Here is a 13,125-nt window from a genome sequence, read left to right as displayed (position 1 = left end):
CCACGCGTTTCTCCAGGCGAAGACACCACGATGAAAGGGACTTTCCATGGCTGTGAGCCTGTCCAAGGGCGGCAACGTCTCTCTGACCAAGGAGGCCCCGGGCCTCGCCGCTGTCACCGTGGGCCTCGGCTGGGACGTCCGCACCACCACCGGCACCGACTTCGACCTCGACGCCTCGGCGATCGGCGTGGACGCGGCGGGCAAGGTCGCCTCCGACGCGCACTTCGTCTTCTTCAACAACAAGTCGACGCCGGACCAGACCATCGTCCACACCGGTGACAACCGCACCGGCGAGGGCGGCGGCGACGACGAGCAGATCAACGTCAACCTCGCGGGCCTCCCGCCCACCGTCGACAAGATCGTCTTCCCGGTCTCCATCTACGACGCGGTCAACCGCTCGCAGAACTTCGGCCAGGTGCGCAACGCCTACATCCGCATCGTGAACCAGGCCGGCGGCGCCGAGCTCGCCCGCTACGACCTCTCCGAGGACGCCGCCGTCGAGACCGCCATGGTCTTCGGCGAGCTGTACCGCAACGGCGCCGAGTGGAAGTTCCGCGCGGTCGGCCAGGGCTACGCCTCGGGCCTCGAGGGCATCGCCCGCGACTTCGGCGTCAACCTCTGACCGACGCCCCGCGGCACCCTTGAGCCCCGGCCGGATCGTCCCGCCGGGGCTCTACCCTTGCCGCGTGATCGTCGAAGCCCTCACGCCCAAGGCCCTGGAGGACGGTGCGGCCCTCCCCGGCCCGCTGCTCACCGAAATCACCGCGCTGTACGCCTCGAACGAGGAGTTCCAGCAGCTGAGCGGCGACTTCCCGGACCCGTCCGACGTCCGGCCCGAGCAGGTCGCGGCCGCCCTCGCCGACGAACTCGCCCAGCCCACCGCCGAGGTCCTGCTGGCCCGCTCCGAGGGCCGGCTCGTCGCTGTCGCGATCACCCTCGGCAGGCACCCCGACCCCGCGGACCCCGAACCGTGGCTCGGCCTCCTCATGGTCCACGGGGACGAACGGCGCACGGGCCACGGACGCCGGCTCGCGGCATACGTCGAGGACCGCTTCCGCGCCGAGGGCCGTACGGGCCTGCGGCTCGCCGTCCTGGAGAACAACCCGAAGGCGCTCGCCTTCTGGACCTCCCTCGGCTACGAGGAGACCGGTCGCCGCCCGGACCTCGCCCACGGCCGGGCGTGCGTGGTCATGCGAAAGGCCCTGGCCTGACCCACAGCAGGTGCGGCACGGCACCGGCTCAGGGCTCTCCCACCCGTGCCGTTCCGGCCCGCGTCCGGCCGCCACGGCGCGCTGGTCCCCCGGACACAGGTCCCGCTAGGGTTTCGCCGGCTTCCCGTCGCCGTACAGCCAGACGGCCCACAGCTCGTCGAGGTCGCGTCCGGCCACGTTCTCCGCGTAGGCGGTGAAGTCGTCCGTGGAGGCGTTGGCGTGACGGTACTTCGCGGGCCAGCCGCGCAGGATCTCGTCGAAGGTCTCGTCCCCGACCGTCTCGCGGAGCTTGTGCAGGACCATCGCGCCCCGCTGGTAGACGGGCGGGTCGAAGAGGTTCTCGGCGGTGGGCGGGGCGGCCGGCGGGAAGGCCCAGTTGGCCTCCTGGGCGAAGGCCCGCTCGAAGTGCGTCCGCGCGGGGACGTGCTCGTACTCCTCCGTGTAGAGCCACTCGGCGTACGTCGCGAAGCCCTCGTTGAGCCACAGGTCCCGCCAGCTCGCGGGCGAGACCGAGTTCCCGAACCACTGGTGGGCCAGCTCGTGGACCAGGGTCGTCCGGTCGAAGGAGGCGGCCGGGAAGACGGGCCGTGTCTGGGTCTCCAGCGCGTACCCGAGCGTCCCGTCCTCGGTGACGATCGCGCCGGCCGTGGAGAACGGGTACGGGCCGAAGCGCCGGGCCTGCCGGGCGACGATCCCGGGGATCTCGCCGCGCAGCGGGGCGGTCGCGGCGGCGATCGGGCGTTCGGCGGCCGTGAGCACGGGAACGGGGCCTGAGCCCGGGGCTGCGGTCGCCGTCTCGTACCGGCCGATCGCGACCGTCGCGAGGTAGCTCGCCATCGGCTCGGCCGCTCGCCACTCGGTCGTGACACGGCCGTCGGCCGCCGTCCGGCGGGCGGTCCTGACACCGTTGGAGAGCCCTTCGAGCCCGGCCGGGACGGTGAGCGTCACCTCGTACGCGGCCTTGTCGGAGGGGTGGTGGTTGCCCGGGAACCAGGTCATCGAGCCCGCGGGTTCGCCGACCGCAACGGCACCGTCGCCGGTGCGCAGCCAGCCCTCCTCGGAGCCGTCCGCGTCCGTGATCGGCTCGGGCACGCCCCCGTACACGACGGTGGTCCGGAACTCCGCGCCCTCGCGGATCTCCTCGCGCGGCCGGAGCGTCAGCTCGTTCCCGGCCCGGTTGACCGCGGCGGGCGCGTCGTCGACGGACGCCCGGTCGACGGTGAGCCCGGCGAGGTCGAGGTTGAAGGCGCTGAGGTCCTGGGTGGCGCGGGCGGTGATCTCGGCGGTGCCGTCGAGACGCCCGGTCCCGGGGTCGTACGCCAGGGTGAGGGCGTAGTGGCTGACGTCGTAGCCGCCGTTGCCGAGCTTCGGGAAGTACGGGTCGCGCAGCCCGGCGGCCCCTGGGGTCCCCCGGACGCCGCCGGAGGCCTCCGTACAGCCGCCCGCGAGGAGCGCGAGGGCGGTGAGGGCGGCGGCGAGGCCGCCCGCGGCTGCTCCGGTCCGGTGGTGCCGGCCCTTCCGGTGGTACCGGTCCGTCCGGTCGCGCTGGGTCACGTATCGATCCTAAGCAGGGCGACACGGAAGAAGGCGACGGCGCCTGGCGGGGGTCCGGGCGCCGTCGCGGTCCTTGGGCCGTTGGTGCGGTTACTTGCCGAGGGCGGCGACTCCGGCCTGGGCGAACTTCTCGTCGAGGTCGCCCGAGGGGGCGCCCGCGACGCCGATGCCCGCGATGGGGGCGCCCTTGGCGGTGACGGGGGCGCCGCCGGCGAGGAAGAGGGTGCCGGGGATGTCCTTGAGGTTGGGGGCCTGGGCGAGGCGGCCGGCGAGGACGGAGGTCGGGGCGTTCCAGGAGACGGCGGTGTAGGCCTTCTTCTCGGCCGACTCGTAGGACTGCGGGCCCGCGCCGTCGCCGCGGAGGGTGACGATGGTGTTGCCGTTGCGGTCGACGACGGCGACGGAGACGCGCTGGTTCTCCTTCTCGGCGGCGTCGAGCGTGGCCTGCGCGGCCTTCGTCGCGGCCTCGATCGTCAGGTGGGTCGACTGCTGCAGGTTGTCGTTGCCGGCGTCGGCGCGAACCACGGCGGCGGGGGCGGCGGCCGGGGCGGAGGCGTTCGCGGAGACGGCGCCGAACGTACCGGCGGCGACGACAGCGGCGGCGGCGGCACCGAAGAGGATCTTCTTCATGAGGAACTCCGTGAGGGTGAGGAGGGGAGGAACTGCGAGGAGAAGTGAGCCGAGCCGAGGTGGACCGTGTCGGCGGTCCGTTCCTTCGCTCTGCCTCCATCCTGTGGCCGCGACCCGGGCCGTCCGGTCCACGGTCCGGCTGCCCTCCTCACGCACACTGGAGGACGGCCGGGTCAGCCGATCGGCTGATGCCCCTGTGGTCCCCCCGGGTCAGGATGGACAGATATCCCCAGGTCAGGAAGGTGAGAACGTGACACGGCCGACGGAGACCGAGCGGGACCCCGACGCGACCTGGCTGGCGCGGGTCATGCACATCGCCTTCTTCCTCCTCCTCGGCGCCTCGCTCGCCCGCTTCCTGCTGCGCCACCCTTGGGAGGACCGCAGTCCCTGGATCGTCGCCCTCTCCGGCGCCCTCGCCTCCCTCTACCTCCTCGGCCCCGTCGTCGGCACGCGCGCCGCGCCCCGCCGGATCGCCTGGCTGGGCACCGTCGTCGCCGTCTGGATCCTGCTCGTCGTCCTGGCGCCGAGCTTCGCCTGGTGCGCGGTGCCGCTCTTCTACACGGGCCTGCGCACCCTCCCGGCCCGGGCAGCGCTCGGGCTGGTCACTCTGCTCACCGCGTTCGTGGTGTTCGCGCAGGTGCAGCTCGCGCACGGCGGCTGGGACCCGAACCTGATCGTCGCCCCGCCGGCCGTCGCCGCCATCGCCACCGGCGTCTTCGTGTACTCGGACCGGCAGGCCGCCCGCCAGCGGGCACTCATCGACGACCTGATCCGCACCCGTCGGGAACTCGCCGCGATCGAGCGCCGCGAGGGCACCCTCGCCGAACGCCAGCGGCTGTCCATGGAGATCCACGACACCCTCGCGCAGGGCCTTTCCAGCCAGCAGATGCTGCTGCAGGCCGCCGACCGCACCTGGGACAGCGACCCGGCCACCGCCCGCCGCCATGTCCGTACGGCCGAGTCCATCGCGGAACGCAACCTCGCCGAGGCCCGCCGCTTCGTGCACGACCTGGCGCCGGCCGACCTCGCCGAGGGCGGCGGCCTCGAAGAGGCCCTGCGCGGCCTGGCGGCCCGCGAGTCGACGGCGTTCCGGGTCGACGGGACCGCCGTCCCGCTCCCCGAACGGGTGCAGTCGGCGCTCCTGCGGATCGCGCAGGGCGCCCTCGCCAACATCCGCGAGCACGCCGGCGCCGACTCCGCCGCCCTGACCCTCACCTACCTCGACGACCAGGTGGTCCTGGACATCGCGGACGACGGCCGGGGCTTCGACCCGGCCGACCGGCCCGGCGGGGTACGGGGGCACGGGCTGCCCGCGATGCGCGTGCGGGCGCAGCAGCTGGGCGGCACCCTGACGGTCGAGTCCGCCCCGGGCGAGGGCACGGTGCTCTCGGCCGCGATCCCGCTCCCGAGCACCCACGCGAACCCGTACCCGTCCCCGCACCCGCTCGCGGATCCGAACCCGCCCTCGAATCCGCCCCCGAATCCCTCCTCCCAGGAGTCGTGATGTCCGTACGGATCCTCCTCTGCGACGACCACGTCGTCGTCCGCGCCGGCCTGCTCGCCCTGCTCGGCAGCACCCCCGACATCGAGGTCGTCGGCGAGGCCGGCAGCGGCGAGGAGGCCGTCGCGATGGCGGCCAAGCTGACGCCGGACGTCGTCCTGATGGACCTCCAGCTGGGCGCGGGCATCGACGGCGTCGAGGCGACCCGGCTGATCGCGCCCACCGGCGTCCACGTCCTCGTCCTCACCACGTACGACACGGACGCCGACATCACCCGGGCCATCGAGGCCGGCGCGACCGGCTACCTCCTGAAGGCCGAACGGCCGGAGGAGCTGTTCGCCGCCATCCACGCGGCCGCCCAGGGCCGCACCGCCCTCTCCCCGCCGGTCGCCAGCCGCGTCATGGACCGGATGCGCGGCGCGGCCGGCCCGAGCCTCACGGACCGGGAGCGGGACATCCTGGGTCAGCTGGGACGTGGCCTCGGCAACCGCGAGATCGCGCGGGCGCTGTTCATCAGCGAGGCGACGGTGAAGACCCACCTCGGCCGCATCTACGCGAAGCTCGGCGTCGACACCCGCGCGGGCGCCGTCGCGGTGGCCAAGGAACGGCGCCTGCTGCCGTAGGCCGCGCTTCGTGCGCGCCCGGGCGCCCACCCCTGCTACTGTGCGTTGCCGTTCGACAGCGCGGTGTCATGCCTCAGGCCCGGTCAGTCCAGTGGGAGCGCACGTGAAGCTCGCGATCGTCGGCGGCGGACCCGCCGGCCTCTACCTCTCGATCCTGCTGAAGCGGCAGGACCCCGCCCATGAGATCACCGTGTACGAGCGGAACCCCGAGGGTTCCACGTACGGCTGGGGTGTGACGTACTGGGCCGGTCTCCTCGACAAGCTGCGCGCGGGCGACCCCGAGTCCGCGGCCGCCGTCGCCGACGCCTCGGTGACCTGGACCGACGGGGTCGCGATCGTCCGCGACGAACGGACCGTCCACCGGGGCGACGCGGGCTTCGGCATCGGGCGGCGGCGGATGCTGGCGCTGCTCGCCGGCCGGGCCGAAGAGCTCGGCGTGCGCGTCGAGTTCGAGCACGACATCACGGGCCCGGAGGCGCCCGAGCTGGCCGACGCGGACCTGGTGGTCGCCGCCGACGGCGTCAACAGCGTGCTCCGCGAGGCTCACCCCGAGCACTTCGGCAGCACGGTCTCCAGCGGCCGCAACCAGTACATCTGGCTCGGCACCACCAAGGTCTTCGACTCGTTCAGCTTCGCCTTCAAGGAGACCGAGCACGGCTGGATCTGGTGCTACGCCTACGGGTTCAGCGGCGAACGGTCGACCTGTGTCGTCGAGTGCTCCCGGGAGACGTGGACCGGCCTCGGCCTCGACATGCTCGGCGAGGCCGACAGCCTGCACCTCCTCGAGAAGCTGTTCCACGACCTCCTCGACGGGCACGAGCTGATCGGCCGCGACCGGGCCGACGACGCCGCCCAGTGGCTCACCTTCCGCACCCTCACCAACCGGGTCTGGCACCGCGGCAACCTCGTCCTCCTCGGCGACGCCGCCCACACCACCCACTACTCGATCGGCGCGGGCACGACCCTGGCCCTGGAGGACGCGCTGGGCCTGGCGGACGCGCTGCGCTCCGGCGGAGACCTCGACGCCGCCCTCACCACGTACGGGAAGCGCCGCCGCGCCGAGCTCGTCTCCGCGCAGAGCGCCGCCCGCTACAGCGCCCAGTGGTACGAGAACCTCCCGCGGTACATGCGCCTGGAGCCCGCCCAGATGTTCGCGCTCCTGGGCCAGCGCCACTCGCCGCTGCTCCCGCACATCCCGCCGCAGCTCTACTACCGGATCGACCGGGCCGCCGAACAGCTGGAGCCGCTGCGCCGCCTCAAGCGCTGGCTGGGCCCGCGCGTGGCACGTGCGGTGCACGGTCGCCGCTGAGCGTCCCTCACACGTCCCGGCGGTGGACCGGGTGCGGCCGGTGATCCTCGCGTACGAGGCGGGCCCGGCGCCGTGACACCATCGGTTCCGTGCTCGACATCGGCTACTCCCTCTCCCGTCGCTTCCCCGACCCGCCGCAGACCGACTACCGCCACGCGGACGTCCACGCCCTGCGTCACGACCTGTTCTGCGGGGACGTGTACCTCGCCGACACCAAGACGGACCGCGAAGTGTCCACAGCCTGGGGATGGGTGCCGGTCCTCGACTTCGCCTGGGCCCTGTGCGACATCGTCGAGCAGGTCGACCAGGACCCGCGCGGCAACCGCGCCTCCCAGCCGCAGTACGCCGAACTCGACTTCACCGAGTCCTCGGACCGCATGCTGTTCGAGCGCCGCTTCGGCTGGGTGGACGTCGAGGCCGACTGGATGCCGGGCGACGAGCCGCCGCTCACCTTCAACCACAAGGTGCTCCGCCGTGAGGCCCGCGACTTCCTGCACGACCTGATCGCCGACCTCACGGACATGCACGAGGGCCTCGCCGACAACCCGGCCATCTGGTCCCTCCAGGCCCGCTTCCCCCGCCTGCCCTGACCCCCGGGCGGCCGCCCGACGGTCCCTACTCCTCCACCCGCACGCCCAGCTGCGCCGCGAGCACCGGCGCGAGGTCGAGGAGCTGGGCCGTCGAGATCACCGCGCCCGCGAGCGACTCGACCCCGCGCGCGATCTCCAGCCGCTGGACCCCTCTCAGGTCCACGTCCCTCAGCCGCGCCCCGCCGAAGTCCACGCCCGTGAGCACGCAGTCCACGAACTCCACCCGTTCCAGCGAGGCGCCCCCGAAGTCGGGCTCGCTCAGCACACACCCCTCGAAGACGACGTCCTTCAGCTTGGCCGACCGCAGGTTCAGGTAGTCGCTCTTCCCTCCCCGTACGACCACTCTCTCCAGCACCGCCCCGTGCAGCTGCGCCCCGCCGAGCCGGGCGTCCACGAGCTCCACGTCCCTCAGCTGTGCCCCGGCGAGGACCGTCCCCACCCCGCGTACGCCCGTGAGCACCGAGTCGAGGAAGCGGGCGCCCGTCAGCCGCGCCTCGTCGAGCGCGCATTCGCGCAGCGCGCAGTCCAGGAACCGCGCGCCCTCCCCCGACTGGCCCGTGAGGTCCAGCCCGGTCAGTTCCAGGCCGTCGTAGTCCCCGTCCGGTTCGAGCCCTCCCTCGTACGCCTCCAGGGGAGGGAGCCGCAGCTCAGGCCGTCGCGCCCCCGCGACCGCCGTCTTCTTCTTCCGAGTCGTCGCCATGCCTCCATGGTGATGTACGCCACTGACAGCGTCCCGATGTCACGAACGCGGCCCCGCCCCTCGTCCCCCTTGCGAGACCGGACACGGGGCCGACGAGAGGTCGACCCGATCGAGAGGGAGAGCGACATGCGGAAGCTCACGATCATCGGCGGCGGCTTCGCCGGACTGACCGCGGCCATCACCGCCGCCGAGGCGGGCGTCAAGGTGACCGTCCACGAGGCGCACCGGGCCCCCGGCGGCCGGGCCCGTACCGCCGAGGGCCCGTACCTCACCAACGAGGGCCCGCACGCGATCTACTCCGGCGGCCCGCACTGGACCTGGCTCAAGCAGCGCGGCCTCCTCGGCGCGCTGGCCCCGCTGCCGGTCTCCGAGGCCCTGCGGCTCCGCTTCCACCGCGGCGGCGCCCTGCACCGCACCCCGCCGCTCGGCATGTTCCGCCAGTCCCGCCGCAACGCCGAACAGGCCCCCGCGGACGTCGACTTCCGCACCTGGGCCACCGGGCTCGTGGGCGAGCGGGCGGCGCACGCCGCCGCCTCGTACGCCGCGGTCGCGACCTACCACCACGACCCGGGCTCGCTCTCCGCCCGCTTCGTGCAGGAACGGCTCCACCGGGCCACCTCCGTGCCGCCGGAGGCGCACTTCGTCAAGGGCGGCTGGGGTCAGCTGATCGAGCGGATGGTCGCGCGCGCGTGGGAGACGGGCGTACGGATCGAGACCTCGTCGCGGATCGACAGCCTCGACGCGCTGCCGCTCGGCGAGGGACCCGTGATCGTCGCGACGGCCCTGCCGGCCGCCGCCCGGCTGCTCGGCGACCCGTCGCTGACCTGGGAGAGCGGCCGTACGGTCCTGTTCGACCTGGCGCTGCGCACCCGGAAGGGGGACCCCTTCGTGATCTCGGACCTGGACGCGCCGGGCTGGATCGAGCGCTTCACGGCCCAGGACCCCACGCTCGCCCCGGCCGGGCGGCAGCTGATCCAGGCGCAGCTGCCGATCGGCCCCGGCGAGTCGAAGGCGGACGGCGTGGCCCACGCCGAGCGGCTGCTCGACCTCGGCTTCCCGGGCTGGCGCGAGCGGACGGTGTGGCGGCGGGACGCGGTGTCCCAGGGACGTACGGGAGCGGTCGACCGGCCCGGCACGACCTGGCGCGACCGGCCGGCCGTCGACCGGGGTGACGGGGTGTACCTGGTGGGCGACCAGGTGGCGGCGCCCGGCGTGCTCGCGGAGGTGTCGTTCACGAGCGCGGTGGAGGCGGTGTCACTGGCGCTGCGCGCGGAGCGGGGTGTCCTCAGGAAGGGGCTTGACCTCAAGCATGCTTGAGGTCGGAGGCTGTTCCTCGTCGGACCACACCCACCCGCACGACGAACGGGGAACGCCATGCACGCCATCCGCCTCCACGCCTTCGGCGCCGCCGAGAACCTCACGTACGAGGAGACCCCCGACCCCGTACCGGGCCCCGGCCAGGTCCGCGTCAAGGTCGCGGCGGCCGGGGTGCACCTCCTCGACACCGCGCTCCGGCAGGGGATGACGGGCCCGTTCCCGGCACCCGCCGCACTGCCCACCGTCCCGGGGCGCGAGGTCGCCGGCACCGTCGACGCGCTCGGCGAGGGCACCGACCCGTCCTGGCTCGGCAAGCGGGTCGTCGTCCACCTCGGCATGGCACCCGGCGGCTACGCCGAACTCGCCGTCGCCGACGCCGCCCGCCTGCACGCCCTGCCCGACCACCTCGGCGAGGCGGAGGCCGTCGCCATGATCGGCACCGGCCGCACCACCCTGGGCATCCTGCGGTTCACCGAGCTCGGTCCCGACTCGGTGGCGATCGTCCCGGCGGCGGCCGGCGGCATCGGCACCCTGCTCGTCCAGTACGCCAAGAACGCCGGCGCCACCGTCATCGGCCTGGCCGGCGGCCCGGCGAAGGTCGCGCTCGTCGAGGAGAACGGCGCCGACCTGGCCGTCGACTACAAGCGGCCCGACTGGCCGGAGAAGGTCCGCGCGTACCTGGGCGAGCGCACCGCCACCGTCGTCTTCGACTCCGTCGGCGGCGACACCGGCCGCGCGGCCGTCGACCTCCTCGGCAAGGGCGGGCAGCACGTCGTCTTCGGCTGGTCGGGCGCCGGACTCCACGACGGCGAGGCGCTCACCTTCACCCCGGAGGAACTCGCCGCGCGCGGCATCACGTCGGAATCCGTCCTCGGCCCCGTCATGATCCGCAAGGCGGGCGGCGACATCCGCAACCTCGAACTCGCCGCCCTGGCCGCGGCCACCACGGGCACCCTCCGCCCGGCGGTCCACCGCTTCCCGCTGGCGGACGCGGCCGGCGCGCACCGCGCCCTGGAGACGCGGGGCACGACGGGCAAGGTGGTCCTGATCCCCTAGGGCTCGTCAGACGGCCGCCCCGACCACGTCCCAGGAGTGCGCCTTGAACTCCTTCAGGAAGTCGGGGTGGTCCTCCCACATCCGGGCGACGGAGCGCAGCACGTCCCAGTTGTGCTCCAGCGCCTGGTCCACCACCTGCCGCAGCTCGGGCGCCGTCTCCCGCTTCTCCACGAGCCCGTTGACGGCCGAGGCGGCCTGCACGGTGTACCGCGTGGCCCGCAGCGCCCGGGAGGTGTCGTCCATCCCGAACCCGTGGTCACTCCCGTTCGCCGGGTCGAAGAGCGGCGTCAGCCGCGCCTCGATGAACGCCGTGATCCGCTGGAACCGCTCCGCAATATCCGTATCCATGCCCCCTTCCTACACCCCCGCCCCACCCAGCCCGGCCAGCGCCCCGTCCGTCAGCCGGTACACCGTCCACTCGTCCTGAGGGCGGGCGCCGAGGGACTCGTAGAAGTCGATCGACGGCTTGTTCCAGTTCAGGACCGACCACTCCAGGCGCTCGTACCCGCGTTCCACGCAGATCCGGGCCAGCTCGGTCAGCAGTGCCTTGCCGTGGCCGCCGCCGCGCACCTCCGGGCGGACGTACAGGTCCTCCAGGTAGATGCCGTGGACCCCGCGCCAGGTGGAGAAGTTGAGGAACCAGATCGCGAAGCCGACGACCTCGCCGTCCTCGGTCTCGGCGACGTGCGCGAAGGCGGCGGGGCGCTCGCCGAAGAGGGCCTCCTGGAGCTGCTCGGGGGTCGTACGGACCTCGTCGAGGGCCTTCTCGTACTCCGCGAGATCACGGACGAGGGCGTGGATGACGGGGACATCGGCAGGCGTGGCTGTACGGATCATGGCGCAAGCCTGCCCCGGACGGACCGGTCCTGGCCAGGAGGTTTCACGGGGCCCGGCCCCCTCACCCCCGCGCCGCCCGCAGGATCCGTGCCACCTCGACCTGCTCCGCGTCCAGCCCCGGCTCCCCGTCCTCCACGTCCCACAGCCCGTTCTGCAGCACCCGCCCCAGCGTCCACGCCACCGCCCTCCCCCGGTCGCCGACCACCTCGGCGAGGAGGTCGAAGCGCCACAGGACGTCGGCCGGGTCGAAGCGGTCCATCAGGGCCGGCAGCAGGTCGAAGCCCGGGTCGCCCGCGAGCGGCTTGGGGTCGATCGCCAGCCACGGTTCGCGCTCGGCCGCGAGGACGTTGTCGAGGTGCAGGTCCCAGTGCAGCAGCCGGTCACCCGGCTCCCCCGCCACCTCCCGTACGGCCGCCGCGCAGTCCCGGAGCACCGCCGCGTCCGCCGCGCCGAGGCGTCCGACCGCGTCCGGCACGTCCGCGAGCATCCCGGCCGCGATGTCGCCGAGTCCCCGCATCCCCTCCGGCGCCGGCAGCGCCACCAGCCGGGCGAGCAGCCCCGCGACGACGCCCATCGCCTCCCGCGTGTCGGGGACGGCGCTCAGCGGCCGTGCCTCGTCGAGCCGTTCGAGCAGCATCGTCCCCGTACCGGCGTCGTGGTCGAGCAGCCGCACGATCCCGCCGCCGTCCCAGAGACGCAACCCGACCGGCTCCCCCTCGGTCTCCTCGTCGAGGATCTGCATCTTCAGCGCGGCCGGCGTGCCGTCCGCGACCCGCTCGACGGGCAGCACCAGCGACGCCATGCCGTACATGGAAGGCCCCGTGACCCGTAGCCCCCACCGGCCGAGGAACTCCTCGGCCCGTTCCGGCAGCGCGGCGACGAACGCCCGCCCGGCCTCACCGTTGTACTTCACCTGGGACGCGACGAGTTGCTCCGGTACGTGGATCACCCGACGACCCTAGACACCGGCGTCGCGCAGCACCTCCGAGAATCGGACGGCGTCGTACAGGGCGTCCCCGCCCGGCAGCGCCGACCCGTCGACCAGGACGGTCGGCGTACCGCCCACCCCCGAGTCCTCGAAGGCCTGCTCCACGTCCGCCACCCACCGCTGGTACGCGTCCCCCCGTACGGCCCGGTCGAAGGCCGTGCTCCGCAGCCCCTCCACCCCGTCCGCGATCCGCAGCAGGCGCTCCACGGAGAAACCGTCCCGGGACCCGGAGCCCGGCTGCGAGGCGAACAGCGCCGCCTGGAACGAGGCGAACGCCCCCGGACCCGCCTCCACCGACGCCCGCAGCGCGTTCGCGGCCCGTGCCGAGGCCCTACCGCCCGTCCGCTCGTCGAGGAAGGAGGCGACGACGTACTCGACCCTCACCGTGCCCGCCGCGGCCTCCTCCGCGAGCACCGTCCCGCCGGTCGCCTCGAACTTCGCGCAGTAGCCGCACCGCGGGTCGACGTACACCGTGACCGTGTGCGGAGCCTTCGCGTCGCCGACGACGATCTTCGTACCGTCCACGGCCGCGGGAAGCTTCCCGAGCACCTCCCCGTACCCCTCCGGAACCACCGTCACCACGGCCGCCGCCGGCGACCCGCCCCCCGAACACCCCACCGCCGCAAGGCCGATGAGACCTGCCGAGACAGCTGCGGCGAGCAGCCGCCGGGTCCTGCGTACGGGCATGGGAGAGTCCTTCCGGAACGACGGAATCCGTGGCGGCCACGCCTGCGCCGTCCACCCTCGAAGCTAGGCCGGGCCCCGCCCGCGAACCGCCGCCGAACGACCCGTATCCACAGGACCAAGGC

At 73.5% G+C, this 13,125-nt stretch carries 15 protein-coding genes; 8 read left to right on the top strand and 7 right to left on the bottom strand.

The genetic code is table 11. The features are described from left to right. The first annotated feature begins 46 nt into the window (after positions 1-46). Both OG392_RS20225 and OG392_RS20220 read left to right on the top strand, forming a co-directional pair. Positions 47-622 (top strand): TerD family protein, encoded by a 576-nt coding sequence (locus OG392_RS20225; RefSeq protein ID WP_329281368.1) that lies wholly within the window; start codon positions 47-49, stop codon positions 620-622. Positions 623-686: 64 nt separating this feature from the next. Next, positions 687-1,211 (top strand): GNAT family N-acetyltransferase, encoded by a 525-nt coding sequence (locus OG392_RS20220; RefSeq protein WP_329281366.1) that lies wholly within the window; start codon positions 687-689, stop codon positions 1,209-1,211. 105 nt (positions 1,212-1,316) lie between these two features. On the opposite strand, the gene OG392_RS20215 is transcribed toward OG392_RS20220, so the two are convergent. Beyond that, a complete protein-coding gene (locus OG392_RS20215; protein WP_329281364.1) occupies positions 1,317-2,765 on the bottom strand; it encodes a M1 family metallopeptidase in 1,449 nt (482 codons plus the stop codon). 90 nt (positions 2,766-2,855) lie between these two features. Continuing rightward, positions 2,856-3,395, bottom strand: coding sequence for a GlcG/HbpS family heme-binding protein (locus tag OG392_RS20210; RefSeq protein ID WP_329281362.1), 540 nt, complete (start codon positions 3,393-3,395; stop codon positions 2,856-2,858). Between the two features lie 307 nt (positions 3,396-3,702). Between OG392_RS20210 and OG392_RS20205 the strand changes: the two genes are divergently transcribed. From OG392_RS20205 to OG392_RS20190, 4 genes are all read left to right on the top strand, one after another. Next, complete coding sequence (locus tag OG392_RS20205) at positions 3,703-4,899, top strand: sensor histidine kinase (RefSeq protein ID WP_329287369.1); 1,197 nt, start codon at positions 3,703-3,705, stop codon at positions 4,897-4,899. Continuing rightward, positions 4,899-5,519, top strand: coding sequence for a response regulator transcription factor (locus OG392_RS20200; protein ID WP_329281360.1), 621 nt, complete (start codon positions 4,899-4,901; stop codon positions 5,517-5,519). Before OG392_RS20205 ends, OG392_RS20200 begins: the two co-directional genes overlap by 1 nt. A 103-nt stretch (positions 5,520-5,622) precedes the next feature. Next, positions 5,623-6,828, top strand: coding sequence for an FAD-dependent monooxygenase (locus tag OG392_RS20195; RefSeq protein ID WP_329281358.1), 1,206 nt, complete (start codon positions 5,623-5,625; stop codon positions 6,826-6,828). Positions 6,829-6,917: 89 nt separating this feature from the next. Next, complete coding sequence (locus tag OG392_RS20190; RefSeq protein WP_266967729.1) at positions 6,918-7,418, top strand: hypothetical protein; 501 nt, start codon at positions 6,918-6,920, stop codon at positions 7,416-7,418. Between the two features lie 25 nt (positions 7,419-7,443). On the opposite strand, the gene OG392_RS20185 is transcribed toward OG392_RS20190, so the two are convergent. After that, positions 7,444-8,118 carry a pentapeptide repeat-containing protein gene (locus OG392_RS20185; protein ID WP_329281355.1) on the bottom strand — a complete coding sequence of 225 codons (675 nt, stop codon included), beginning with the start codon at positions 8,116-8,118 and terminating at the stop codon, positions 7,444-7,446. Positions 8,119-8,244: 126 nt separating this feature from the next. Between OG392_RS20185 and OG392_RS20180 the strand changes: the two genes are divergently transcribed. Then, a complete protein-coding gene (locus tag OG392_RS20180) occupies positions 8,245-9,435 on the top strand; it encodes an NAD(P)-binding protein (RefSeq protein WP_329281352.1) in 1,191 nt (396 codons plus the stop codon). Positions 9,436-9,492: 57 nt separating this feature from the next. Beyond that, positions 9,493-10,491, top strand: coding sequence for a zinc-binding dehydrogenase (locus tag OG392_RS20175; RefSeq protein ID WP_329281350.1), 999 nt, complete (start codon positions 9,493-9,495; stop codon positions 10,489-10,491). A gap of 6 nt (positions 10,492-10,497) precedes the next feature. On the opposite strand, the gene OG392_RS20170 is transcribed toward OG392_RS20175, so the two are convergent. From OG392_RS20170 to OG392_RS20155, 4 genes are all read right to left on the bottom strand, one after another. Continuing rightward, positions 10,498-10,839, bottom strand: coding sequence for a hypothetical protein (locus tag OG392_RS20170; protein WP_329281348.1), 342 nt, complete (start codon positions 10,837-10,839; stop codon positions 10,498-10,500). Between the two features lie 9 nt (positions 10,840-10,848). Further along, complete coding sequence (locus OG392_RS20165; protein ID WP_266967719.1) at positions 10,849-11,328, bottom strand: GNAT family N-acetyltransferase; 480 nt, start codon at positions 11,326-11,328, stop codon at positions 10,849-10,851. A 61-nt stretch (positions 11,329-11,389) separates the two neighbouring features. Continuing rightward, positions 11,390-12,277, bottom strand: a complete 888-nt coding sequence (locus OG392_RS20160; protein ID WP_329281345.1) for an aminoglycoside phosphotransferase family protein — start codon at positions 12,275-12,277, stop codon at positions 11,390-11,392. A gap of 9 nt (positions 12,278-12,286) precedes the next feature. Continuing rightward, entirely contained in the window at positions 12,287-13,003 is a 717-nt protein-coding gene (locus OG392_RS20155; RefSeq protein ID WP_329281342.1) for a DsbA family protein, read from the bottom strand. Positions 13,004-13,125 lie beyond the last annotated feature (122 nt).

Source organism: Streptomyces sp. NBC_00691 (assembly GCF_036226665.1).
GTDB lineage: Bacteria > Actinomycetota > Actinomycetes > Streptomycetales > Streptomycetaceae > Streptomyces.
Note: the sequence above shows the minus strand (reverse complement) of the source record. Positions and strands in the feature narration are given on the sequence as shown.

What these genes read in the sequence shown, in the direction of transcription:
- OG392_RS20175 (WP_329281350.1), top strand. Translation starts at nt 9,493, where the DNA reads ATGCACGCCATCCGCCTCCACGCCTTCGGCGCCGCCGAGAACCTCACG.
- OG392_RS20165 (WP_266967719.1), bottom strand. Translation starts at nt 11,328, where the DNA reads ATGATCCGTACAGCCACGCCTGCCGATGTCCCCGTCATCCACGCCCTC.
- OG392_RS20205 (WP_329287369.1), top strand. Translation starts at nt 3,703, where the DNA reads ATGCACATCGCCTTCTTCCTCCTCCTCGGCGCCTCGCTCGCCCGCTTC.
- OG392_RS20155 (WP_329281342.1), bottom strand. Translation starts at nt 13,003, where the DNA reads ATGCCCGTACGCAGGACCCGGCGGCTGCTCGCCGCAGCTGTCTCGGCA.
- OG392_RS20210 (WP_329281362.1), bottom strand. Translation starts at nt 3,395, where the DNA reads ATGAAGAAGATCCTCTTCGGTGCCGCCGCCGCCGCTGTCGTCGCCGCC.
- OG392_RS20225 (WP_329281368.1), top strand. Translation starts at nt 47, where the DNA reads ATGGCTGTGAGCCTGTCCAAGGGCGGCAACGTCTCTCTGACCAAGGAG.
- OG392_RS20185 (WP_329281355.1), bottom strand. Translation starts at nt 8,118, where the DNA reads ATGGCGACGACTCGGAAGAAGAAGACGGCGGTCGCGGGGGCGCGACGG.
- OG392_RS20170 (WP_329281348.1), bottom strand. Translation starts at nt 10,839, where the DNA reads ATGGATACGGATATTGCGGAGCGGTTCCAGCGGATCACGGCGTTCATC.
- OG392_RS20180 (WP_329281352.1), top strand. Translation starts at nt 8,245, where the DNA reads ATGCGGAAGCTCACGATCATCGGCGGCGGCTTCGCCGGACTGACCGCG.
- OG392_RS20200 (WP_329281360.1), top strand. Translation starts at nt 4,899, where the DNA reads ATGTCCGTACGGATCCTCCTCTGCGACGACCACGTCGTCGTCCGCGCC.